The following is a 23543-nucleotide window of genomic DNA, read 5'->3' as shown; positions in this document are numbered from 1 at the left end:
GGTGAAGGATGAATATCCAGATAAGTCTTCTGTTGCTGGCGGCTGGCGTTGCAGGTGGGCTCATCAATGCGGTGGCGGGCGGCGCCACGCTGATCACGTTTCCGGCGATGCTCGCCGCGGGTCTGCCGGCCATCACCGCCAATGCGTCGAACGCCGTCGCGATTTCGCCGGGGCATTTGATCGCCGCGTTCGCCGATCTCGAAAAGCTTCCGCCGCCGACATCGCGTATCATCAGCTTCGTCGTCGTCTCGCTTCTTGGCGGAGTTGTCGGGGCAGTCGTCCTACTGCTGCTGCCGGAACAGCTGTTCGTGCTGCCGGTGCCGGCCCTGATCGCGTCAGCGACGCTGCTCTTTGCCTTCGCGCCGCAAATTCAGGCCTGGAGCACCCGGCATCAGGAGCCGATCTGGCGACCGGCTCAAGCAGTGCAGTCGTCGGCTTGGCGTGCATCTATGGAGGCTTCTTCGGCGCCGGCCTCGGCGTGATCCTGACCGCCGTGCTGTCGATCACCGAGCCGAACGACATCCGCGCCATCAAGGCGTTGAAGAACCTGCTCGCGACCTGTGTCGCGTCAGCCGCGACCGTGATCTTCATCATGCAGGGGGCCGTGCGGTGGCCCGAAACCGCGGTGATGCTGCTCGGCGCCCTGATCGGCGGATATGCCGGCGGCCACCTGATCCGGATTCTTCCCGGCGACATCGTCCGGCAAGTCGTGATCGTGGCGGGAGCCGCGATGACCGTGATCTACGCGGCGCGATACTGGTTCTAGACATGGCAAGGGGGCAAAGCCCCCGCGCCAGAACCGCCGTTAGTGCGTCGTCATCCACGCGCGGGCTTCGCGCTGGGCGGAGGCGATCTCGACATCCGACATCTGCTCGGCGATCTCGCGGCGCATCGCGATTGCCTCGGCGCGGCCCTTCAGGGCGGCGAGGTTGAACCATTTATGCGCGGCGACGAGGTTGACCACACCGGAGCGGCCGCTCGCCCAGTAAAGACCGCGCTCGAACAGCACGTCCTGGATCGCAGTCGCCGCAACCGGGATGGCGGTGTCCTGATCGATGAAACCCTGAAACATTGTCGCAACTCCCCTTTTTGTTGTTGGCCGCCCTCCCCCGAGCGCGGCCCCCGTCCACTGTCCAAATCGCCTCATCTTCCCCGCGCTGATCCTTGATCATGCGCCGCGCTAATCCTTCGGATTACGCGCTCGCCGTTGGCCGGCTTGTTGGGATGATCATGGCCCATCAAATTTGAAGAGCGGTTTAAGTATCGCGATGAACGGGGTGTAAATTGGCGCCACGCCCCGCGATTCCGGGAATCGCAGAAGTGCCTGTGCCGCAGGCACTTCCCGGCATTCGTGAACGCCGGTTTACCCTTGTGCTTCGGATTGCGATAACCATCGCAGACAAAGGCGGCGCGGCCGGTGACGGCCATCGTCACGCGCAATCGGATTTGGGGTCGAGGAAAGGTCGTAAGGACCGACGAGCAGGTCAGGGTTCCCCGCGCATCGGACGCGCGAGCGGCAAGCAAAGCCGTCCGGCCTGCAGGCGATCAAGGAACAGATGTTTGGAAAATGGGTGCCGGGCGCGGAGTGCGCGGGCCGCCGGAACGAGGGCGTCGGCGAACACGTCAGGGCCAGATCTCACTTGGGCATTCGCGCCGGTGAAATTGCGGAGCCAGAAGCATCCGCACCGAACGAAGAAAGCTCTTGCTTCTTCTGCCGGACCGATCTGGGGAGAGCGAACTCTCTTTCAAGAGCAAGCCCTGCCGAAATTCGATCCAGCCGTTTGACCTGATGTCTCGCCGACACCCTCTTTCGTCAACCAGAGCCTCGGGAGACTTTGCCTTGAGGCAGTCCGCCCGGTGGCTCTCGTGACGCGCCGGCATCAAGCCGCCGGCAATCCTCTCGAGCCGAGAAGAGTTACTTCTTCTTCTTGGCGACCTTGCGGGTCTTCTTCGCAGTCTTCTTCACTGCGCTCTTCGCCTTCTTAGCCTTCTTAGCTTTCTTAGCCATGTTGCCCTCCAGTATGTGTGAGATGGCTCTACTTCGCTGCGTGCATTCGGGAATCGAGATGCACACCCATCCCGAATACACCAACACATCGAAAAAAACAGCGTCTCGCTTAAGGAAGTGTTGACGCAGCGATGCGCCGCGGTGCCGCGCGCGTCGCCGAACAATTCGACGACGCGCTCGCGCGACGATGTAAAAAGTGCAGCCACCGCCGACATCGGCATTTGTCAACATCGCAGGAAAGGCTAGCGCCAAAGGCATTTTCTGAACTCGCATCTCGTCGATCGATGCGCGATCGTCATCGTTGTGAGTCGATGCCGCGGCCGAAAAACGCGTCGGCGCGGACGCTGAGTCGCAGAATTTGGCAATGAAAAAATTTTCGTGGGTAACCCGTCTTCGCCCCATCGGCGGTCGCCAAAACCGGATTTCCGGACGAATCGCCGACAGGGCGATTCGGTCACGACAGGCGTCATCGCGACAACGAAGGGCAGCGTGTGAGGCAAGATCACGTCGCGCTCACACGCGTGCGACGAGACCGGAAGAGACGACCGAGGGATGATCGAGACGATGCATCCGCGTCGTCTTCGGTGTTCGCTCAGATGCCGAGCTTGGACTTCAGCAGATCGTTGACAGCCTGCGGGTTAGCCTTGCCGCCGGACGACTTCATCACCTGACCGACGAACCAACTGACCAGCTGCGGCTTCGCCTTGGCTTGCGCGACCTTGTCCGGATTGGCTGCGATGATGTCGTCGACCACCTTCTCGATCGCGCCGAGGTCGGTGACCTGCTTCATGCCGCGCGTTTCGACGAGCGCGCGCGGATCGCCGCCATCCTGCCAGACGATCTCGAACAAGTCCTTGGCGATCTTGCCGGAAATCGTCCCCTCGCCGATCAGACCGACGATCGCGCCGAGTTGCTCGGCCGACACCGGCGAGGCCGCAATGTCGCGGCTCTCCTTGTTCAGCCGCCCGAACAGTTCGTTGATCACCCAGTTGGCGGCAAGCTTGCCGTCGCGCGCCTTGTCGGCGAGGCCGGACAACACCGTCTCGTAGAAGTCGGCGCTCTCGCGCTCGGCGACCAGCACGCTCGCATCATAGGATGAGAGACCGAAGCCCGTAATAAACCGGGACTTCTTCTGGTCCGGCAGTTCCGGCAGATCCGCCTTGAGCTCGTCGACGAAGGCCTGACTGAACTCGAGCGGCAGCAGATCCGGATCGGGGAAGTAACGGTAGTCGTGCGCCTCCTCCTTCGAGCGCATCGAGCGCGTCTCGCCCTTGTTCGGGTCGAAGAGCCGCGTCTCCTGGTCGATGCTGCCGCCCTCCTCGATGATCTCGATCTGGCGCCGCGCCTCGTACTCGATCGCCTGGCCGATGAAGTTGACCGAGTTCATGTTCTTGATTTCACAGCGGGTACCGAGCGGACCGCCCGGCTTGCGCACGGAGACGTTGACGTCGGCGCGCAGACTGCCCTTCTCCATGTCACCGTCGCAGGTGCCGAGATAGCGTAGGATCGAGCGCAGCTTGGTCACGTAAGCCTTAGCCTGCTCGGCGTCGCGAATGTCGGGCTTGGAGACGATCTCCATCAGCGCGACGCCGCAGCGGTTGAGGTCGACATGGGACATCGTCGGCGACTGGTCGTGCAGCAACTTGCCGGCGTCCTGTTCCAGATGCAGGCGTTCGATGCCAACAGTGACGCTGCGGCCGCCGTCAAGCTCGATCACCACCTCGCCCTCGCCCACGATCGGCGACTTGTACTGGCTGATCTGGTAGCCCTGCGGCGAGTCCGGATAGAAATAGTTCTTGCGGTCGAACACCGAGCGCAGGTTGATCTTCGCGTTCAGCCCGAGGCCGGTGCGCACCGCCTGGCAGACGCACGCCGCGTTGATGACCGGCAGCATGCCCGGCATCGCGGCATCGACCAGCGAGACATGGCTGTTGGGATCGCCGCCGAACGCGGTGGACGCGCCCGAGAACAGCTTTGAGTTCGAGGTGACCTGGGCATGGACCTCCAGGCCGATCACGACTTCCCAGTCGCCGGTGGCGCCTTTGATCAATTTGTGGGGTGCGGCAGAAGCGTTCATGGCTCTCGGTATCCGGACATCTGATATCTGGGATGGATTGGGCTTCGCGCAACCGAAAGCGGCAGTCAAGCCGCCCCGGCGCATGATTTCTTGCGCTTTACAGCCCGTGCCGGAACGATTGATACGCCTTGCTCAAACGCAGGGCATCGCCGCCGCCGGCGATCAGCTGGTCGACCTGCTCCGCCGGCAGCGAAAACCGCGTCGGGATGGCGTTCAGGATGCCGGCGCGCTCGGGGCCAAGCTGGTCGAAGCTCAGCCGCTCGATATAGAAGGAGACGTCGCCGCACTTCCAGTTGGCGCCGACGCCGAGCCTCACGCGCTCGGCCGCCGACAGGCCGCAGCGCCAGCGCTTCAGCTTGCCGTTCCAATCATTGGCCAGCGCCGTGAACGCCGCGTAGCTCGAGCGTACGCTGGAATCGATCGCGGTATCGGCCGCCGCGGACACCAGTTCGACCCCGTTCGGTCCCTCCAGCGTCTGCACAAAGTCGCCGGAGATGCCGCGACCGGCATCGACCACCAGGAACAGGACGCGCCTGAGTTTTGCCGCCTGCCGCTCGCTCAACGGCTCGTAGGGCCGCTGCGCCGCGAGCAGCCCGATGCTGATGCCGGACAGGCCGTAATTATCGACGAGGCCGCCATCGAGCAGCTTGACGTAGCGCATCGAGCCGTCGCGGTAGCGCGCCTGGGCTTCGGCAAACGAGCGCAGCAGCGGCTGCGCATTCGGATCATTGCGCACCCGTTCCAGCCAAGGCGGCAGCGGCGCCTTGCAGCCGCCGGGAAAGGTCTCCAGCACGATCGGCGCGAACGCCAGCGGCACCGCCGCTGACGCTGCCACCGCTTCGGCGACGCGGTAGGAGCGGATGTCGCTGCACAGCGCGTCGAAGGCGGTCTTGCCGAACACAAAGGGCGTGCGGTTGTAGATGTCGGAGGCGTTGATCCAGACCCGCGGCCTTCGGTCGTCGGACAACGCATCGAAGCGCGCACCGTTGAACAGATTGCGGTCGAGCCAATCGGTGAACTGGCTGTCGTTGATGCCGCCGCCGAGCGCACGTCCGATATTGCCGAGCGAGATCTGGGTCTTCAGTCCCTCTTCGGCGTTGCGCAGCAGGAAGCGTTCGCGGAAATCGTCGAGCGCTGCGCGGCGCTTCAACCCGAAATAGGCCGCGGTGACCGAGCCGCCCGAGACCCCAGAGACGAAGTCGACGCGGTCGAGCAGCGTCTTTGCGCCTGATACACCGGACCGCGCGCGGTCGAGTTCCCCGAGCACGCCGAAGGAGAACGCCGCGGCACGCGTGCCGCCGCCGGAGAACGACAGCGCCAGCAGCATGTCGTCCTGGTAGTCCGGAATGTCGCGGGCACCATTATTGTCGGCGAGCGCGGCACCAAGCGGCACATTGCCGGGCAGATTGTAGACGGTCGCGCAGCCCGCAAGGCCCGCCGCCACCACGGCCACCAGCATTGCCGGCAGCCACGCCCCTATGCCCGACCCACGCACGAATACTCTCTTGCCACTGGGCCCCCGCCCCGGTTCCGCAAGCGTATCACGGGCAATCTGGGCGGCGGCATGGCGGCCGAAACAGGGTTAATGATCGCGGTGCCTCGGCACCGGCACGATTACGTGCGCTGGGGCAGCAGCGTGGACACGATGCGCTGCCACTCGGCTTCCAGCGAGTCCTTCGCGACGGGCTGTCCGGCCTGCCGATACCAGTAGCCGGCATTGCCGAGATCGCCCTCGACGCGATGCAGATAGGCGTGCACCCACGCCGAATTGGCGTCGCTTTCGTCCTGCACGATTTTGTGCGCCTGGTCCCACTCGCCCTTGGCCGCCCACCACAGCGCGGCGAGCGGCGGCGACAGCGTCGCATCAGGCGCAGCGTCAGCGAGACTGGCGCGGAACTCGGCCATCGCTCACCACCATTTCGGCGGTGTGAAGTGGCCCGCCGCCTGCTCGATCACGGCGCCGAGCGAGAACAGCGTCTCCTCGTCGAACGGACGGCCGATCAGTTGCAGGCCGAGCGGCAAGCCCTGCGCATCCATGCCCGATGGGACCGCGATGCCCGGCAGGCCCGCCATGTTCACGGTCACGGTGAAGATGTCGTTGAGATACATCTCGACCGGATCCGCGCCCTTCTCGCCGACACCGAACGCTGCCGACGGCGTCGCCGGTGTCAGGATCGCGTGCACACCCTTGGCGAAGCAGTCCTCAAAGTCCTTCTTGATCAGCGTCCGCACCTTTTGCGCACGTAGGTAATAGGCATCGTAATAGCCCGCCGACAGCACATAGGTGCCGATCATCACGCGGCGGCGCACCTCGTCGCCAAAACCTTCGGCGCGGCTGTTCTCGTACATCTCGATGACGTTCTTGCCCGGCTCGCGGAGGCCATAGCGCACGCCGTCATAGCGCGCGAGGTTGGACGAGGCCTCCGCCGGCGCCACGATGTAATAGGCCGGCAGTGCGTATTTGGTATGCGGCAGCGACACTTCGACGAGCTCGGCGCCTGCCGCCTTCAGCCATTCCGCGCCCTCGCTCCAGAGCTTCTCGATCTCGGCCGGCATGCCGTCGAGACGATACTCCTTGGGGATTCCGATCCTCATGCCCTTCACGGACTTGCCGATCGCGGCCTCGTAATCCGGCACGGCGATATCGACCGACGTCGTGTCCTTCGGATCGTGGCCGGCCATCGAGCGCATCAGGATCGCGGCGTCGCGCACGTTGCGCGCAATCGGACCGGCCTGGTCGAGCGAGGACGCGAACGCGACGATGCCCCAGCGCGAACAGCGGCCATAGGTCGGCTTGATGCCGACGGTCGCGGTGAACGCCGCCGGCTGGCGGATCGAGCCGCCGGTGTCGGTCGCGGTCGCCCCCATGCAGAGCAGCGCCGCCACCGCCGAGGCCGAGCCGCCAGACGAACCGCCCGGCACCAGCGCGGTGTTGGAGCCTCCGCGCCGCCACGGGTTGGTCACCGGGCCGAAGCACGAGGTCTCGTTCGACGAGCCCATCGCGAACTCGTCATTGTTGAGCTTGCCGAGCAGCACCGCACCGTCGCGCCAGAGCTGCGACGTCACCGTCGACTCGTAGGGCGGGATGAAATTGCCGAGAATCTTCGAGCACGCGGTGGTACGGATATCGCGGGTCGCGAACAGGTCCTTGATGCCGAGCGGAATCCCGGCGAGCGGGCCGCCCTCGCCCTTCGCGATTTTCGCGTCGGCGTCCTTCGCCATCTCGCGCGCGCGATCGGGCGTCGGCAAGACATAGGCATTGAGCATGCGCGCAGCCTCGATCGCGGCGAGATGCGCCTCGGTCAACTCAAGTGCGGTGAAAGACTTGTTCGCCAGGCCCTGACGGGCCTCGGCGATCGTCATCGATGTCAAATCAGTCATTTATTGATCGGGCTGCAAAAGAACGGAGACAGGGTCTTGTCGTTGGCGGGATCGTCTTGCGAGGACTTGGTATTGGCCTTCATATTTTCCTTGGCGCGTGCCGCATCGAGCGCCTCGAGCTGGTCGAGCACGGCATCGATCGCCTCATTGGGATCGGCGACCTTGCCCTTCCGCTCCATCACGTCGAGGAAGTCCATATAGGCCTTGTAGGCCTTCTCATCGTCGCACAGCATGCACATCGGACTGTCGTTCCCGGATCGTAAAAGAACTACTCGACCACCTTCGGCACCAGGAAGAAATGGTTCAGCGTATCTGGCGCGTTGCGGACGATGTCATCGGCGATCTCGCCGTCATTGACCACGTCGGCGCGCTTCTTCATCTCCATCGGCGTCACCGAGGTCATCGGCTCGACGCCCTCGACGTTCACCTCCGAGAGCTGCTCGACAAAGGCCAGCATCGCGTTCAGCTCGCCCTGGAGGTGGGGAACTTCGGCGTCGCTGACCGCGATCCGCGCCAGATGCGCGATGCGGCGGACAGTCGTGGCGTCTACGGACATTATGTAGGGTCCCAAGGCTCAAAGGTCAGGCTCAAAGGTCAGCCTGCCGTATAGCAGACGCCGGTTTTGCGCCGCAACCGCAGGAACGCATCCCGAGGCGTCCGGGCTATGCGCTTTTCGGGAGCAAAGGCCGGAAAAACGACCGTTCATAACGGATGAAGCAGCCCGTCTCCTTGGCGAAGGCCACGGCCTTCCGAACGTCCGGATCCAAGGCAGCGTCCTTGCGATACTGCTCGTAGGCCGCGAGGCTCGGGAAGCTGAACATCGCCAGGGCGACGTCGCTGGCTCCCTCGGACGGCAGAAAATAGCCGTGATGAATACCGCCAAACCGGGGCATCAGCTCCAGCCACATCGCGCCGTAAGCCTCGAAGTCGGCGAGCTTGTCCGGGTCGACTTCGTACCGCAGGTAACACGTAATCATGCTCTGATGCTCCCGCGCCAGGTGAACTGCCGTCTCGCCACAGCTGGATATCCCAGACGGCTGACTCACATCTACTGAATAGCGCCAGACAGAGCTTCAATTCAGCCCGCCAACTGGCTCATCCGTGCCAATGCGGCCCCCGCCAGCGCCCTGGTGAGCTCGGCGGCAGGCATCTCACGACCCATCCGGACCGCCTGGCCGGCCCAAAGATTGGTGAAATCGACCTTGCCCTGCTTTTCGGCAGCCGCCTTCAGCGGCCCGAGGGCGGTGGCGGCATGCGGGAACGCAGGCGCGTCGGATGAAATCGGGCCGACCTCGCGCATGACGCGGTTGGCGACGCCGCGCGCCGGCCGGCCGGTCATCACATTGGTGATGACGGTCGTATCGTCCCGTGCCTGCGCCAGCGCAACGCGGGCCGCGGGACCGACGGTCGATTCCGGGCAGCGCAGATAGGCCGTGCCGATCTGCACGCCGGACGCGCCGAGCGCGAAGGCCGCTGCGATCCCACGCCCATCGGCGATGCCGCCGGCCGCAATCACAGGCACCTTCACTGCATCGACCACCTGCGGCACCAGCGCGAACGTACCGGGCTGCTCGGCGACATTGTCGGTCAGGAACATGCCGCGATGGCCGCCGGCCTCAGCCCCCTGCGCGATGATGATGTCGCAGCCGTTTTCTTCCAGCCAGATCGCCTCTCTCACAATGGTCGCCGACGACATCACGAGGCAGCCGGCCGCCTTGACGCGCTTCACCAGCGCCTGATCCGGCAGACCGTAATGGAAGCTGACGACTTCCGGTTTGGTTTCTTCCACCAGCACGCACATCGCCTCGTCGAACGGCGCGCGGTTGGTGGCATGGAGCGGCGCCGCCGGATCGAGGCCCAGTTCATGATAATAGGGTGAAAGCCGCAGCTTCCATCCGGCCTCGCGTACGGGATCGGAATCGGCCGGCGCCTGACAAGGGAAGTTGACGTTGATCGGCGCAGACACGCGCTGGCGGATGATGTTGATCTGCTCGCGGGCTTTTTCGGCGGAAATCATCGCACACGGCAGCGAGCCCAGCGCCCCGCCTTGCGTCGCCGCGATCACGAGGTCGGCATCCATCACGCCCGCCATCGGCGCCTGCACGATCGGAAATTCGATTTTGAAGAGGTCGATTAGTCGACGATCTGGCCACATCGGTTGTGCGCGCTCCGGTGAATTGGAATTGGCGTGAATCAGGCTTGCGTAGCCGCGGACGAATTGCGCCGCCCGGTCAGGATCTGGTCGGCCTCGGTGACGATCCTGTCGACGATCTCGGCTGCCGGCGGAATGTCATGGATCAGCCCGATGGCTTCGCCGGCGATGACGGCGGCGATATTGAAGTTGCCGGCAGCCCTGGCGGCGGCATATTCGGCGGCAACCGCATTCACGTTCTGCAGCAGTTCGACTTCGCGACCCATCCATCGGCGCGCATGATCGTTGATCAGGCAGCGGCCATTAAACGGCGCAGGCCAGACATTGTTGCGCGAGAGGTCGAAGATAATCCCCCTGAAGCTACTCCCGCTTTTCGCTTCGCAGATAATCCTCTTGGCCGCTTCGGCGCCATCGCATTCCTGGCTGGCGTAAAACCGCGTCCCGAGCAGCACGCCGGATGCGCCCAACATCATCATCGCCGCAAGTCCGCGTCCGTCGCCGATACCGCCGGCCGCTGCGACCGGCACGCGCCCGGCCGCGAGATCGACGATCGCCGGCACGATGTCGATGGTGGTGCGCGACGCGCCGTGGCCGCCGGCCTCGCTGCCCTGGGCGATGAGAATGTCGGCACCGGCATCGAGCGCTTGTCGCGCCATGTCTTCATCCTGAACCTGGCAGATCAGCAACGCCCCCGCAGCCTTGATGCGCGGCGCGAACGGCCTGGGATCGCCGAACGACAGCATGATCGCCTGCGGCTTCGCCGCCAGCGCGATATCCAGAAGCTCGGGCCGCTTCGCCAGACTCCAGGTGATAAAACCGATGCCGAAGGGATGCTGACCGCGCGCGAGTTTTGCCGTTTCCTGCTCGAGCCAAGCTTTGTCGCCATAACCGCCGCCGAGAATGCCAAAACCTCCGGCGGCGCTGACCGCCGCCGTCAGCCGGGCGCCTGCTATCACATCCATCGGCGCGGAGAGGATCGGATGCCTTATCCCCAAACGAACGGTCAATGACGTGCTGATCGACATGTCCCACCCCTGCAATCTGGACACACAGCCTAGGCCGAACTATCATTCTCGGAAAGTGAATACTAGAGAACGCTGTCATCTCCAAAATGAAACGGGGCGTGCCGTGGAACTGACCGATCTCCTCACCTTCTCCACCGTCGCCCGGCTCGGCGGCATTACGCGCGCCGCCGAGGAACTCCACACCGTACAGTCCAACGTCACCCAGCGCATCAAGGCGCTGGAGGCCGAGATCGGCACCGCGCTGTTCGAGCGGCACAGCCGCGGCATGACGCTGACCGGCGCCGGCCGACGGCTGCTGCCTTACGCGCAACGCATGGCGGCGCTGTCGCGCGAGGCGGTGCTCGCCGCGCGCGATGATGGCGAGCCGAAGGGTCCGCTGTCGATCGGCTCGATGGAGACGACCGCCGCCGTGCGGCTGCCGACGCTGCTGGCCGATTTCCATCGCCGCTATCCCGCCGTGCGCCTGACGCTGCGGACCGCCCCGACCGCCGATCTTGTCGCCGCCGTGCTCGACGGTACGCTCGACGGCGCGTTTGTAGCCGGCCCGATCGAGCACGCCGAGCTCGTCTCGACGGTCGCCTTCCAGGAAGAGCTGGTGCTGGTCACCGCGCAACGCTGGACGTCCCTCGCCGCCTTGCGTGCCGGCACGCCGGAGTCAGGCCCGACGGCGTTGGTGTTCCGCACCGGCTGCACCTACCGGCAGCGCCTCGAGCAGGCCTTCACCGAGTTCGGCTGGCCGTCGGCGGCGCGCTTCGAGCTCGGCACGCTCGATGGCATGATCGGCTGCGTTGCCGCCGACATGGGCGTGACCATGCTGCCGCGCACCGTCGTCGAGCGCGATCACGTCCAGCGCGACGTCAGCATCCACAGGCTTAGCCCGCAGCACGCGCGCGTCGAGACGCTGTTCATCCAGCGCCGCACCGCGCATCAGTACAGCGCGCTGCAGGGATTTGCCGCCTGCCTTGGCGGTGGCGATCGCGTGATCGCCGCCTGAGGCAGGCGATCATGCAGCGCGGGCTCGCCAGCGGGATCATTTGGTCAAGAACAGCTTGATCTCGTCGAAGAACCGGGCCGCGGCGGGTTCGTGCTTCAGGAAAAGGTGATTGCGCCCGGGAAGCGCGATGAAACGCGCACCGGGAATCCTGGCCGCCATTTGACGCCCCGCATCGATCGGAACCATCAGATCGTCACGCACATGCATGACGAGCGTCGGCACCTTCACCTGCGGGAGCAGCTCGCGCACATCGACATATCCCACCACGTCAAAGTAACGCGCCGCGCATTCAGCCGATGTGGTCTTGCGCTGCAGGTCGTTGAACCAATCAGCCTGTTCCTTGGTGCCTTCAGGAATGAAATGCGAGGTGAACATCTGCCGGAATGCCGGATCATCCATGCCCCAGCCAAGCCGCATCAAGGTCCCCATCGCCTTGCGCTTCTCAAGCTCCTGCGGCGATCGCTTGGCGCCGCCCAGCGCAAAACCGCCATACAGGATCAGGTGAGACAGGCGCTCCGGATGCCGCGCCGCATAGGCAATGGAAATGGCACACCCTTGCGAGACGCCCAGAAGCGGAAAGCGGTCGAGCCCCATGGCGTCGACCACGGTTTCCAAATCGCTGACCCACGCGTCGAGAGACACCTCATCGACATCCCAATCCGACAGCCCGTTGCCTCGCGCGTCGTATCGAACCAGCGTGTGTTCTTTCGCCAACCCTTCCAGCAAATGATGCCAGATCGGGCTCTCCCAATCGTATTCGAGGTGATTCATCCAGTTCGCTGTCTTGACCAAGGGTGACCCCTGCCCCACGGACGCATAGGCAAGGCGCACCCCATCGGGCGCCCGGCAATAATTGATCTGCTGCGCCATGCTGACGGAACTGAAATTGACCGAGAAGACCTCGACGGGCTTCGCTATGTTCTTGAGGTTGCGAAACCCCATTTTCTCACAAGTGAACGAGAGTTTTTCGACCAGATGATCGTGGGCCTGACGCGAAATACAGATTCCACCCGGTTCGGCTATCCCCTCAAGCCGCGCGGCGATGTTGACGCCATCGCCATAGATGTCGTCATCTTCGATCATGACGTCGCCGAGGTTGATGCCAACGCGAAATTCGATCCGCTTGTCGACACTGACCCGCGCATTCCGCTCGCTCATGCCGCGCTGCACGTCAACGGCGCATCGCACCGCGTCAACCACGGAGGCGAACTCGACCAGCACGCCGTCTCCGGTCGACTTGACGATCCGGCCCCGGTGTTCTTCGATTTTCGGATCGAGCAACGCTTGGCGATGCCCCTTCAATTGGGCGTGCGTGCCTTCCTCATCGATGCCCATGAGGCGGCTGTAGCCAGCTACATCCGCAGCCAGAATTGCTGCAAGCCTGCGCTCCAAGATGCGTCCTCCGATAACTGTCCGTTACCGCTTACGGATCTTTCACAACCCGTCCGGCTTCCGGCCTTTTCGGAAAGGCAGGGAAGCTGGGCCAGGCACAATCGCGCTACACCGGAAGTAGAGCAGCAAAGACCGACAGCGGCAACGTCCTAGATCCTGATGTCGTCGAACGTCTCGATCTTGCGTGGTCCGACCGCGGTCGCTTCATGGGCGTCTGCGGAATCAAGGTTGCCGAAGTCGAGCTTGGTCAGTTTCGTCAGGTCGGCGATCGAGACCTGGAAGACTTTGACATCGGTTTCCGACAGCTTTTCGAGACTATCGTCGGTCTCCTGGATCCGGGCGATGCCCATGACGAGGTCGCGCTGGCTCATCAGGAACGCCGCGGCCTTGAGGCCGTCGTCGCCCTTTGTGATCAGTATCTTCCAGAAATATTTCGGGATCTGAACGCCGCCGAAGCTGGGATCCTTGTGCGGCTTGCCGGAGGGTTTAGGCAAATCGCTGCCGTCGGCGTCGGGCCCGTCGAATACCGGGCCGTTCATGACGATGCCCTTCTCCTCGTCCTTCAGCAGCACATCGCGCGTGTAGTCTTCGAGACCGGCCCACAATTGCTTGCCCTGGTTGAAGGAAAAGAACTGCGGCGAGCAATTGGTGAAGTGGAATGAATCGTCGCCGTGCTCTTTGGCTTCGTCGACAGTATCACCCCAGGTGGCGTCGAGCCGGCGCACCAGATGGCCGCGGTCGAACGGATTGGCGATGCGGTCCGCCTCGAAGGTCGATTGCTTCTTGTAGAACTCGTCGCCGACCTGGACGTCGTCGTCGATCCGCGGGTCGCGCAGCCAGGAATCGCCCTCGCGCTTGCCGACATCCTGTTGCTTGCCACCGTCGATGTTGACGCAACTGAAGAAGGCGAACTTGCGCTCCTTGTTCATCACCACGCTGTAGTTGAAATATTTCAGTTCGCTCTGCCCGGAACTGCCCTTGAGCGTCGCCACCTTCGATTTGAGCCCGGCCGGAATCTTGGGCAGCGGTACCGACAGCTTGCCGCTGCCGATGAAGTTCGCCTTGTATCCGGGCCGCGAGCCCAGCGTGGTCTGGTCGATATGCACCGCCTCCATCACCATGCCGGTTGCGGCGCCGATCTGCGGTCCCGCCGGGACGATCGGCGGCGCCTTGACCGCAACGGGCGGCGCAGCGACCGGGGCTGCCGCGGCGGCTTGCAGCTTGATCACAGGCATCGGGACGCGAAGTGGCACCACGAGTGTGGTCACATCACCGGCCTGCTCCAGCCACAGGTTTGCGCCATAGATTGTCGGCAGGACCACTTTCTCGGTGCCCGGCTGCTGCGGCGACGGAGGTGGAGGCGGCTGTTGCTGATCCAGCACCGGCTTGATCACCGAATTTGAACCGACCGCGACCTTGAGATCGGCGACGATCGCGCTGACCCGCACGCCTTCATTGGCGATCCAGTCGATCAACGTCTCGTCCATCGAGGAATCCCACTCCTTGCCGTCCGTGGTCAGGATGTGACCGGCCGCGCTCTTCTTCGGCACACCGCTGTGGTGCAGCGCGATCACCTGCCAGAACCGGTTGAATGCGGGGGAACCCGACGAGCCAGCCGTGGTGTCGGTCTTGTACCAGACGAAGTCTCCGACATATTGCAGCAGCTTGTTTTCGCGGACGCAGACCTGTTTGAGCTCACCGCCCGGGTGCTGGATGATGGTGAGATATTCGCCGGGGTCGCCCTTACCCGGCTCGCCGCTCAGCGGCAGCCATCCCCATTCGGTCAAATCCCTGTCGCCCGACAGCGATTTCGGCGCCACGGCGACGATCGAATAATCGAGCTTGTCATTGGTGTAGAAGAACCGTGCGGGCTCGAAGCCGAACCTGACAATCGCGCGTTCCATGCCGGCGACGTCGAGTTCATAGTCGAAGTCGGCGATCGAATTGGCGGCGTCGCCGGGACTGCCGAAAACGTGATGATTGGTCATCAAGAGGCCAGGCCCGATCAGGAAGCCGGACGCATAACCAATTAGGTTGGCGCGCGCGTCCTTAAGCTGAATGCGGCAGATCGGATGCGACGCTAGCGTCCCCTTTGCCAGATAGTTGATGCTGTCGAGATCATTGCCCTCGATGATCCGTTCCAGTCCGATCTGAACCGCCTGGACGTCATCGGTCTGCTGCAGCAGTTGCCGCTGGCGCATCTGCTTCTTTTCGGGCGACAGATTGAGCGGGCCGTCGCCCAGCTTCTTGTCCAGAGCGGTGGGCGAAACATCCGCCTGCTTGAGGCGTTGCTCCGAGGCGGCGATAAGGTTCGGTTTGATCAGCATGATGCTCTCCGGCGGAAGGAAAAATCGTATGCTCCGAAAACCGCTGGTGGCGCGAACCGGCAGGGAGCATTCACCTCGGCGCCGCGCGTTGCGCAAGCTTGTCTCACGGCCCATGCGTCTCGATTGTTACCTGGATCACAACTCGACGCGATCGAGTTGCGGCCTACAGTCGCACAACCTATCGATGAATGGCCTTCCGGGCGTCGCGCTTCCGCCTGGACGCGGCACCGTGATCGGGCTTTGCGTCACCACGCGGCCGCGTGCTATGCGCAGGCCATGCCCGCTCCCATCCTTCCCCTGATCGATGCCGCATCGCACTGGCCCGAGCGTGGCGCGCTGATCGGACTCGATCTCGGCACCAAGACCATTGGCGTCGCGGTCTCAAATTCTGACCGGCGGCTTGCGACCGGCGTCGAGACCATCAAGCGCAAGGCGTTCAAGGCCGACGCGGCGCGGCTGCTGGCGCTTGCGGCCGAGCGCAACGTGGTCGGCTTCGTGCTGGGCCTGCCGATCAACATGGACGGCAGCGAAGGCCCGCGCGCGCAATCGACCCGCGCCTTCGCCCGCAACTTCGCCAGTCTCACCCCGCTTGCGATCGCGCTGTGGGACGAACGGCTCTCGACCGCGGCGGTCGAGCGCGAATTGATCGGGATGGATGTCAGCCGCGCACGCCGCGCCGAGGTGATCGACGAGCACGCCGCGATCTTCATCCTGCAGGGCGCGCTGGACCGGCTCGCGACGCTCCGCAGGGACCGCTGACCATGGCCGTGGTGATCGCGGCACTGCTGCCGGTGTTCCTGCTGATCGTGCTCGGCGTCATCCTCAAGCGCACGCTGATGCGCGATACCCAATGGCACGGGCTGGAGCAGCTGACCTACTACGTGCTGTTCCCGGTGCTGCTAGTGCAGACGCTGGTGAAGGCTGATCTGACAAAAGTACCGGTCGCAGGCGTCGGCGGCGCGCTGTTGTTCTCGGCACTCATAATGTCGCTGCTCTGCATCGCGCTGCGCGCCCCGATCGCGCGCGCCGGCGTCGACGGCCCCGCCTTCACCTCGATCTTCCAGGGCGCGACCCGCTGGCAGACCTATGTCGCGTTGTCGGTGTCGGGTAATCTCTATGGCAGCACAGGACTGGCGCTGGCCTCCGTCGCGATGGTGGCGATCATCCCGCTGGTGAATGTGTTCAGCGTCGCCGTCCTGGCGCGCTACGCTTCATCGGAAAAACGGTCGCCGGGCGCGATCGTGATGACGGTGGTGAAGAACCCGCTGATCTGGGCCTGCGTCATTGGCCTTGTCGTCAACGTGGCGCAGATCCCGCTGCCAAAAATCTGGCACGAGGTCGCCAATGCGCTCGGCGGCTCGTCGCTGGCGATCGGCCTGCTCGTGACCGGGGCCGGATTGCACCTGGAAGGCCTGTTCCGACCGAGCCTCGCCGCCAGCGTGGCGGTGGTGCTGAAGCTGATCCTGATGCCGGTGCTCGCGGTCGCGCTGGCCGTCTGGTTCGGCCTCACCGGCGCAAATCTCGCGATCGTGGCCGCCTGCGCAGCAGTGCCGACCTCCCCGTCCGCCTATGTGCTGGCCCGCCAGATGGGCGGCGACGCCCCGCTGCTCGCCCAGATTATCACGCTGCAGACGATCTTGGCCGCGATCACGATGCCGATCGCGATCGCCTGGGCCAGGCCTTAGACGTAAGGTCCCACCACGAAAAAGCTGACGATATTGGTGGTCGAATGAACCATCACGGTTAGCCATGTTGAATTGCTACGCCAGCGAAAATAGCCGAGAGCCAGGCCAGAGACGAATATACAGAGGCGACCGGGCCAATCGTATTGAGTGTGGTTCATTGCCCAAACCACTGATGTCAGCACGATGGCCCCGATTGGACCCAGGAAAGATTGCGACCAGCCACGAAACATGAAGCCGCGGACGATGAACTCTTCCATCACTGGCGCCGCTTGCAGCCACCGATGAGAAGGGTCAGCAAACCAACCTGTCCTTGAACGCTTAAACGGGGAGCGAGCGAACTATCATCTGCACCCACGAAAGCACGGAAATAGCCTTCCGCGATCCACAGCACGGCTGCGACCGTTAACGCGAGAAAGAACTCTCCCGCGCCCGGCCAATTCAGCGCAAGATACTCCGAGAACTCGCGGCCGATCCTTCGGATCGCAAGCCAAAGCACGACTATGGCGGCCGGACTCCCCACAACGAGAGCAGCGCCTTGCCACCGTCCCTCGTACTCAACATGACTCAACGGGATTGTCCCGTAGTGCGCGAGCAGGAGGATGGTGAGGACAATTGCCGCCGTCACGGCAAAGGCACCGTAGGCCACAAGGCCAATCAGCGTCGTTTCCACGAAGTCCTACGTCCGCGGCGATTTTGCCGAAGCCGGGACCGGAGCATTGGCATTTTCGAAGTTCGACATAAGGAATTTTCTGCAACGTCGCAGCGAAGGTGGGCTTGGGCTCTACCTAACACAGGAAACAATCACCCCGCCAGCCACCAGGTCTGCACCGTCGCCGCCAAATTGTTCAACGCGTGCAACAGAATGGTCAGCCAAATCGAGCCGGTGCGAAAGCGCAAGTAGCCGAACAAGAGCCCGATCGACAGCACCTCGCAGAGGAAGAACCAGTCGTACTGCAGGTGCATCACCGTCCAGACGATCGACGACAATACGATCGCGCCATAGGGGCCGAGAAACGATTGCGACCAGCCGCGGTAGAGCCAGCCGCGGGCGAACAGCTCTTCCCACACCGGCGCGGCAACAACGAATGCAATCACCAGCAGCCATAGCGCACCGTCAGCCTGCGCCGATTTCAGCACGTCGCCCATGAAACCGGGCGTCACGTCGCGGCCCGCCAGGCGGGACACCATGTCCCAGGCCTCGACCAGGACCGCCAGCGCAACGATGCCGATGATGACATTCTTCCACGACGTCCAGCGCAGCCCGAGATAGTCGGCAAACGGGATTCGCGTCGGGCGGATCGCGACCCACAGCGCCAGCAAGACCATCGGCAGGCCCGCGACGACCGAGAGCGAGATCGTCAAACCGCTGGCGACCACATGGGTGAGACCGGCCATCGACAGTGGCCCGTCCTGCCGCATCACGAAATAGACGATGACCGCGAGCTGCCCGAGAAACATCCCGGCGAAAATCAGCAGGGCCCACAGCGCGGTGCCCCAGAATTTCCAGACCCGCGGTTGACGTGGCGGCGGTTCGATCGCCGCAGGCGGCATGTCGGGATTGAGTGCGTCCATCAGCAAACTTTCATCGCAGCGCCCGTTCAAGCAGTGCGCGCTGGTCCTCGTCAGACAGTTCCACTGCACCGTACACGTCGGCGTGGCTTGCGGCGCGATGGAATCGGGGGATCATAAGCCTGCCCGCTCGCACGGGGCAGCAAAAATGTGCCCTAGACGCTTCCATGCGTTGGCGCATGGCGGCCGAGGCGCACGTCCAGCCAGTCGCTCGCGCGGGTCTTGTTCACGTCATTTCTGGAAGCCTGGACAGGAAAAATGTCGCCGGCGCGCAGCGGCCGGCCATCGGGATACGCCGCCATCTCCATGGTCGACTCATGCGTGGCCCCGTCCACCGGGGAGATGTAGGCAAAGCGAATCTCGATCTTGTGCTTGATGTCGTAGCCCTGCCACTTCGGATGGCCGCGCGTCAGAAGGACGGCAAGCTCGCACGGCAGGAGATCGGAGCTCGAGCTCCGCCGCCCCTCGGTCTTGTCCATGTAGCACTGGTCCTTGACACTGCTGACGCGCGCGTCGATCGGCCGGAAGTTCACCCGCTTGTCGAACTCGCTGTGGGCATAGAAAGCCGCAAGGCCGACGCAAATCATCCCGTAAACGCCAAGACGCATCCTTGATGCTCCCATGCTGCCGAGCGGCGCCGATCAGATGCGTGTCTCGTCGACCTTGGTCTTGGAGGCCAGGATCGGAAATGCGTCCCCAGCGCGCAGTGGTTTGCCGTTGGGGAGGAAAGTCAGTTGCAGGCTCGATGTGTGCGCGGCGCTATCGACCGGCGAGACATAGGTGACGCGCAGCTCGATCTTGTGCTTCACGTTGTAGCCCTGCCATTTCGGATGATCGCGTCGCAGCAGCTCGGCAACCTCGCAACGCACCGGGTCGGAGGTGAACGTCGTCTTGGTGACGACCCCGCGCTCGACCTTTTCCAGATAGCACTGCTCGTTGACAGTGGCGATGCGCGCCTCGACGCGCTGAAAGTTCATGTTCCTGTCGTACTGATCGTAAATCGCAATGCCGAAAGCGCCGACGGCAACAGCTGCAATGGCTAAACGCATGACCCGTGCTCCCGCAATGCCGTACATCACGGGATCGCAATTAAGGAGTGTTGAACACGCGCGCGGCCGCTATTCGCGATGACAACCGTACCCTTGCGAAAATGCCTCGCATTTGAGGCAATGTCGACCGGCCCTAGCGCGACCGCGTAATCGGAAAATCGTAGGCCTGACCGCCCGCCCCCGGCAGCGAAAAGTGCCACCATTCCTTGGAATAGTTCGCAAAGCCCTGCCGGCCCATCGCCGACACCAATCTGCTGCGCCAACGCCGCTGCGCCGATGTGATCGAGCCAGCAGCGGTATGGCCCTTCACATCCGAGCAGTCATAGCCGGTGCCCATGTCGACGCTGCCCTCCGGGGCGCGCTTTGCCACCGGCGCCGTGCAGTCGGCATAGTCGCGCGCGGGATCGAATTTACCGGAATTGTCGGCCGCGAGATCGACCAGCGTCAGATCGACCGCGGCTCCCGTCGAATGGCCGGAATGAGTGGCGATGTAGCCGAGCCGGAACAGGTCCGCTTTCGAGAAGGCTGGATTGTAGCGCCGCTCGGCCGCGGTTTCCTTGCCGTTCTGCGACCACGCCACCATGTCGGCGACCGCACGCGCCGGCCGGTAGCAATCGAACATCTTCAGCGACAGTTTTTGCCGTGTGAGTTCCTGCTGCACGGCCTTGAGACGCAGCCCCACCTCACGCGTCACCACGCATTCGCTGGCGCCATAGCCCACGATCGGCCGCCCTATGAAATTGTTCGAGGTGGCGTAGCGGATGTCCTGGATGATGGTCGGGTCGATATCGCGCAGGAACACGAAGCCGTCAGGCAGGCCCTGTGCGTGGGCGGACGACGCCGTGATCACGACAATGAGAGCCGTCATAGTTCTCTTCATGGAGGTCCCATCCAGCTCGTCATGGCCGCCCGCAGGAGGCCGCGGATATCATACTCGGGGATAACTCGTCCGGCCCCTCTTCGCGCTTGCCCCTTGGGCCATCCGCGCCTATAGCTCTCGCTTTAATGACCCCATCATTGAAATCGACTTTCGTCCTTGGTCACCGGCATCTGCTGGGCATCGAGGGCCTTTCCGCCCACGACATCACCGGCCTGCTCGACCTCTCCGAGGAGTATGTCGAGCTCAACCGCCAGGTCGACAAAAAACGCGCCTCGCTGCGCGGCCGCACCCAGGTGAACCTGTTCTTCGAGGCCTCGACGCGGACCCAGTCCTCGTTCGAGATCGCCGGAAAACGGCTGGGCGCCGACGTCATGAACATGTCGGTGTCATCGATGTCCACCCGCAAGGGCGAGACGCTGATGGACACCGCGGTAACGCTGAACGCCATGCACCCGGACATCCTGGTGGTCCGCCACCACGCCTCCGGCGCAGTGGAACTGCTCGCGCGCAAGGTTGACGGTTCCGTGATCAATGCCGGCGATGGCGCCCACGAGCACCCGACCCAGGCGCTGCTCGACGCGCTCACGATCCGGCGCAACAAGGGCCACCTCGAGGGCCTGGTGATCGCGATCTGCGGCGACGTGCTGCATTCGCGCGTCGCCCGCTCCAACATCCTGCTGCTCAACACCATGGGCGCCCGCGTCCGCGTGGTGGCGCCCTCCACGCTGTTGCCGGCAGGCATCGAGCGGATGGGCGTCGAGGTCGCGCGCGACATGCGCGAGGGGCTTGAGGGCGCCGACATCGTCATGATGCTGCGGCTGCAGCGCGAGCGCATGAACGGCTCCTTCGTTCCGTCGACCGCCGAGTATTTCCATTATTTCGGCCTCGACCAGAAGAAGCTCGGCTATGCCAAGCCGGACGCGCTCGTAATGCATCCGGGACCGATGAACCGCGGCGTCGAGATCGACACTTTTGTGGCCGACGGCGCGCAGTCGCTGATCCGCGAACAGGTTGAAATGGGAGTGGCGGTACGCATGGCGGTGCTTGAAGCACTGGCCCGCAACCTGCCGAACGCGTGACGCCATGCTGACTGACCGCAGACCCATCCTGCTCGCCAACGCCCGAATCATCGACCCGTCGCGCGATTTCGACGGCCCTGGCGACGTCCTGATCGCCGACGGCGTGATCCGCGACGCCAAGCGCGGCATCGGCGCCGCCGGCGTCCCTGAAGGCACCGACATCGTCAATTGCGCCGGCAAGATCGTCGCCCCCGGCCTGATCGACATGCGCGCCTTCGTCGGCGAGCCCGGCGCCAGCCACCGCGAGACCTTTGCGTCCGCCAGCCAGGCCGCGGCGGCCGGCGGCATCACCACCATCATCTGCCAGCCGGATACGTCGCCGGTGATCGACAATTCGGCGACCGTCGATTTCGTGATGCGCCGCGCCCGCGACACCGCGATCGTCAACATCCACCCGATGGCAGCCCTCACCAAGGGCATGCAGGGCCACGAGATGACCGAGATCGGCCTGCTGAAGGCCGCCGGCGCCGTCGCCTTCACCGACGGCGACCGCAGCGTCACCAATGCGCAGGTGATGCGTCGTGCGCTGACCTACGCCCGCGATTTCGATGCGCTGATCGTGCATCACACCGAAGACCCCAACCTGGTCGGCGAAGGCGTGATGAACGAGGGTGAGTTTGCGACGCGGCTCGGGCTGGCCGGGATTCCGACCGCCGCTGAATCGATCATGCTCGAGCGCGACCTGCGGCTCGTCGCACTGACCGGCGGGCGCTATCACGCGGCCTCGCTGACCTCGATGGAGTCGCTGGAGATCCTCAAGCGTGCCCGCGATGCCGGGCTCGACGTCTCGGCCTCGGTCTCGATCAACCATGTGACGCTGAACGAGAACGACATCGGCCCCTACCGCACCTTCCTGAAGCTGTCGCCGCCGCTACGCACCGAGGACGACCGCAAGGCGCTGGTGGCAGCGCTGGCCTCCGGGCTGATCGACGTCGTGATGAGCGACCACAATCCGCAGGACGTCGAGGTCAAGCGGCTGCCGTTCGCGGAAGCGGCACATGGCGCGGTCGGCCTGCAGACCATGCTGGTGGCGGCGTTGCGGCTGATCCACAATGGCGAGATGGATTTCAAGACGCTGATCCGCGCGATGTCGACGCGGCCGGCCGAATTGCTCGGGCTGGCAGGCGGCACGTTGCGCGCGGGCGCGCCGGCCGACGTGATCGTGATCGACGCCGAGACGCCCTGGGTGCTCGACCGCGACGACCTCAAGTCGCTTTGCAAGAACACCCCGTTCGACGATGCCCGCTTTTCCGGCCGCGTGATGCGGACGATTGTCGGCGGACGCACGGTGTACGAACATGTCTAGCGCTCGGCGCGACGGGAGGTTCCGCAATGTCGGGTGATTGGTTTCTCATTGTCGCATTGCTGATCGGCTACCTGCTCGGCTCGATCCCGTTCGGCCTGATCCTGACCAGGCTCGCCGGCACGCAGGATTTGCGTTCGGTAGGCTCGGGCAATATCGGCGCCACCAACGTGCTGCGCACCGGGCACAAGGGCCTCGCCGCGGCGACCTTGATCGGGGACATGCTCAAGGGCACGATCGCCGTCATCATCGCCGGGACCTATGACGGCCCTGACGCGGCGATGCTGGCCGCGCTCGGCGCCTTCCTCGGCCACCTCTTCCCGATCTGGCTGAAATTCAAGGGCGGCAAGGGTGTCGCGACCTATATCGGCGTGCTGCTCGGCCTGTTCTGGCCGGCGGCGCTGATCTTTGCCGCGATCTGGCTCGGCACCGCCTACACCAGCCGCTATTCGTCGCTGTCGGCGCTGGTCGCGGCCTTCGTGACGCCGATCTTCCTGTGGTGGTTCGGCCACGCGGCACTGGCCTCGCTGTTCGCCGTGCTGACGCTGCTGCTGTTCTACATGCACCGCGAGAACATCAAGCGCCTGCAGGCCGGCACCGAAGGCAAGATCGGCGCGTAGCG

At 63.9% G+C, this 23543-nt stretch carries 26 protein-coding genes; 8 read left to right on the top strand and 18 right to left on the bottom strand.

Annotated elements, in window-relative coordinates; all coding sequences use genetic code 11:
• Positions 1–8 precede the first annotated feature (8 nt).
• Complete coding sequence (locus UP10_RS45900) at positions 9–482, top strand: TSUP family transporter (RefSeq protein WP_245321803.1); 474 nt, start codon at positions 9–11, stop codon at positions 480–482.
• Complete coding sequence (locus UP10_RS45895; protein ID WP_245321802.1) at positions 437–766, top strand: sulfite exporter TauE/SafE family protein; 330 nt, start codon at positions 437–439, stop codon at positions 764–766. The genes UP10_RS45900 and UP10_RS45895 overlap by 46 nt, the downstream gene beginning before the upstream one ends.
• Positions 767–805: 39 nt before the next feature.
• On the opposite strand, the gene UP10_RS21335 is transcribed toward UP10_RS45895, so the two are convergent.
• The 10 genes from UP10_RS21335 to UP10_RS21285 form a co-directional block, all read right to left on the bottom strand.
• Positions 806–1072, bottom strand: coding sequence for a hypothetical protein (locus tag UP10_RS21335; RefSeq protein WP_044589250.1), 267 nt, complete (start codon positions 1070–1072; stop codon positions 806–808).
• 1528 nt (positions 1073–2600) lie between these two features.
• On the bottom strand, positions 2601–4085 hold the full coding sequence (gene gatB, locus UP10_RS21325) for an Asp-tRNA(Asn)/Glu-tRNA(Gln) amidotransferase subunit GatB (RefSeq protein WP_044589248.1): 1485 nt from the start codon (positions 4083–4085) through the stop codon (positions 2601–2603).
• Positions 4086–4182: 97 nt separating this feature from the next.
• Complete coding sequence (locus tag UP10_RS21320) at positions 4183–5544, bottom strand: patatin-like phospholipase family protein (protein WP_044589247.1); 1362 nt, start codon at positions 5542–5544, stop codon at positions 4183–4185.
• 155 nt (positions 5545–5699) lie between these two features.
• On the bottom strand, positions 5700–5990 hold the full coding sequence (locus UP10_RS21315; protein WP_044589246.1) for a hypothetical protein: 291 nt from the start codon (positions 5988–5990) through the stop codon (positions 5700–5702).
• A gap of 3 nt (positions 5991–5993) precedes the next feature.
• Positions 5994–7466, bottom strand: a complete 1473-nt coding sequence (gatA, locus tag UP10_RS21310) for an Asp-tRNA(Asn)/Glu-tRNA(Gln) amidotransferase subunit GatA (protein ID WP_044589245.1) — start codon at positions 7464–7466, stop codon at positions 5994–5996.
• Entirely contained in the window at positions 7463–7705 is a 243-nt protein-coding gene (locus tag UP10_RS21305; RefSeq protein WP_044589244.1) for a hypothetical protein, read from the bottom strand. Before UP10_RS21305 ends, gatA begins: the two co-directional genes overlap by 4 nt.
• A gap of 29 nt (positions 7706–7734) precedes the next feature.
• Positions 7735–8022, bottom strand: coding sequence for an Asp-tRNA(Asn)/Glu-tRNA(Gln) amidotransferase subunit GatC (gatC, locus tag UP10_RS21300; protein WP_044542557.1), 288 nt, complete (start codon positions 8020–8022; stop codon positions 7735–7737).
• A 106-nt stretch (positions 8023–8128) separates the two neighbouring features.
• Entirely contained in the window at positions 8129–8443 is a 315-nt protein-coding gene (locus tag UP10_RS21295; RefSeq protein WP_044589314.1) for an NIPSNAP family protein, read from the bottom strand.
• A gap of 101 nt (positions 8444–8544) precedes the next feature.
• A complete protein-coding gene (locus tag UP10_RS21290) occupies positions 8545–9621 on the bottom strand; it encodes an NAD(P)H-dependent flavin oxidoreductase (protein ID WP_044589243.1) in 1077 nt (358 codons plus the stop codon).
• Between the two features lie 38 nt (positions 9622–9659).
• A complete protein-coding gene (locus tag UP10_RS21285) occupies positions 9660–10643 on the bottom strand; it encodes an NAD(P)H-dependent flavin oxidoreductase (RefSeq protein ID WP_044589242.1) in 984 nt (327 codons plus the stop codon).
• 103 nt (positions 10644–10746) lie between these two features.
• Here UP10_RS21285 and UP10_RS21280 point away from each other — a divergent pair, with 103 nt between their 5' ends.
• Positions 10747–11637, top strand: coding sequence for a LysR family transcriptional regulator (locus tag UP10_RS21280; protein WP_044589241.1), 891 nt, complete (start codon positions 10747–10749; stop codon positions 11635–11637).
• Positions 11638–11673: 36 nt separating this feature from the next.
• On the opposite strand, the gene UP10_RS21275 is transcribed toward UP10_RS21280, so the two are convergent.
• Together UP10_RS21275 and UP10_RS21270 are read right to left on the bottom strand one after the other, a co-directional pair.
• A complete protein-coding gene (locus UP10_RS21275; protein WP_044589240.1) occupies positions 11674–13029 on the bottom strand; it encodes an alpha/beta fold hydrolase in 1356 nt (451 codons plus the stop codon).
• A gap of 149 nt (positions 13030–13178) precedes the next feature.
• Positions 13179–15356 carry a DNA/RNA non-specific endonuclease gene (locus UP10_RS21270; RefSeq protein WP_044589239.1) on the bottom strand — a complete coding sequence of 726 codons (2178 nt, stop codon included), beginning with the start codon at positions 15354–15356 and terminating at the stop codon, positions 13179–13181.
• A gap of 276 nt (positions 15357–15632) precedes the next feature.
• Between UP10_RS21270 and ruvX the strand changes: the two genes are divergently transcribed.
• The gene (gene ruvX / locus UP10_RS21265) at positions 15633–16115 is read left to right on the top strand and encodes a Holliday junction resolvase RuvX (protein ID WP_044589238.1); all 483 of its coding nucleotides are present in this window, start codon (positions 15633–15635) and stop codon (positions 16113–16115) included.
• Positions 16116–16117: 2 nt separating this feature from the next.
• A complete protein-coding gene (locus UP10_RS21260; protein WP_044589237.1) occupies positions 16118–17041 on the top strand; it encodes an AEC family transporter in 924 nt (307 codons plus the stop codon).
• On the opposite strand, the gene UP10_RS21255 is transcribed toward UP10_RS21260, so the two are convergent.
• The 6 genes from UP10_RS21255 to UP10_RS21230 all read right to left on the bottom strand — a co-directional run bounded on the left by UP10_RS21255 (position 17038) and on the right by UP10_RS21230 (position 20527).
• Complete coding sequence (locus UP10_RS21255) at positions 17038–17298, bottom strand: CPBP family intramembrane glutamic endopeptidase (RefSeq protein ID WP_044589236.1); 261 nt, start codon at positions 17296–17298, stop codon at positions 17038–17040. The two genes, UP10_RS21260 and UP10_RS21255, sit on opposite strands and share 4 nt — an antisense overlap.
• Positions 17298–17711: a hypothetical protein gene (locus UP10_RS21250; RefSeq protein ID WP_044589235.1), complete on the bottom strand. Its 414-nt coding sequence runs from the start codon at positions 17709–17711 to the stop codon at positions 17298–17300. Before UP10_RS21250 ends, UP10_RS21255 begins: the two co-directional genes overlap by 1 nt.
• A 131-nt stretch (positions 17712–17842) precedes the next feature.
• A complete protein-coding gene (locus UP10_RS21245) occupies positions 17843–18613 on the bottom strand; it encodes a CPBP family intramembrane glutamic endopeptidase (protein ID WP_044589234.1) in 771 nt (256 codons plus the stop codon).
• Between the two features lie 152 nt (positions 18614–18765).
• Positions 18766–19218: a hypothetical protein gene (locus UP10_RS21240; RefSeq protein ID WP_044589233.1), complete on the bottom strand. Its 453-nt coding sequence runs from the start codon at positions 19216–19218 to the stop codon at positions 18766–18768.
• Positions 19219–19251: 33 nt separating this feature from the next.
• The gene (locus UP10_RS21235) at positions 19252–19659 is read right to left on the bottom strand and encodes a hypothetical protein (RefSeq protein ID WP_044589313.1); all 408 of its coding nucleotides are present in this window, start codon (positions 19657–19659) and stop codon (positions 19252–19254) included.
• 133 nt (positions 19660–19792) lie between these two features.
• Entirely contained in the window at positions 19793–20527 is a 735-nt protein-coding gene (locus tag UP10_RS21230) for a M15 family metallopeptidase (protein ID WP_197086869.1), read from the bottom strand.
• A gap of 137 nt (positions 20528–20664) precedes the next feature.
• Between UP10_RS21230 and UP10_RS21225 the strand changes: the two genes are divergently transcribed.
• The 3 genes from UP10_RS21225 to plsY are packed head-to-tail and all read left to right on the top strand — an operon-like array spanning position 20665 to position 23541.
• Positions 20665–21618 carry an aspartate carbamoyltransferase catalytic subunit gene (locus UP10_RS21225; protein WP_044542570.1) on the top strand — a complete coding sequence of 318 codons (954 nt, stop codon included), beginning with the start codon at positions 20665–20667 and terminating at the stop codon, positions 21616–21618.
• 4 nt (positions 21619–21622) lie between these two features.
• Positions 21623–22924, top strand: a complete 1302-nt coding sequence (locus tag UP10_RS21220; RefSeq protein ID WP_044589231.1) for a dihydroorotase — start codon at positions 21623–21625, stop codon at positions 22922–22924.
• A gap of 26 nt (positions 22925–22950) precedes the next feature.
• A complete protein-coding gene (plsY, locus tag UP10_RS21215; protein WP_044589230.1) occupies positions 22951–23541 on the top strand; it encodes a glycerol-3-phosphate 1-O-acyltransferase PlsY in 591 nt (196 codons plus the stop codon).
• Positions 23542–23543: the final 2 nt, after the last annotated feature.

It is taken from the genome of Bradyrhizobium sp. LTSPM299, assembly GCF_000938235.1.
Taxonomy (GTDB): Bacteria; Pseudomonadota; Alphaproteobacteria; order Rhizobiales; family Xanthobacteraceae; genus Bradyrhizobium.
Note: the sequence above shows the minus strand (reverse complement) of the source record. Positions and strands in the feature narration are given on the sequence as shown.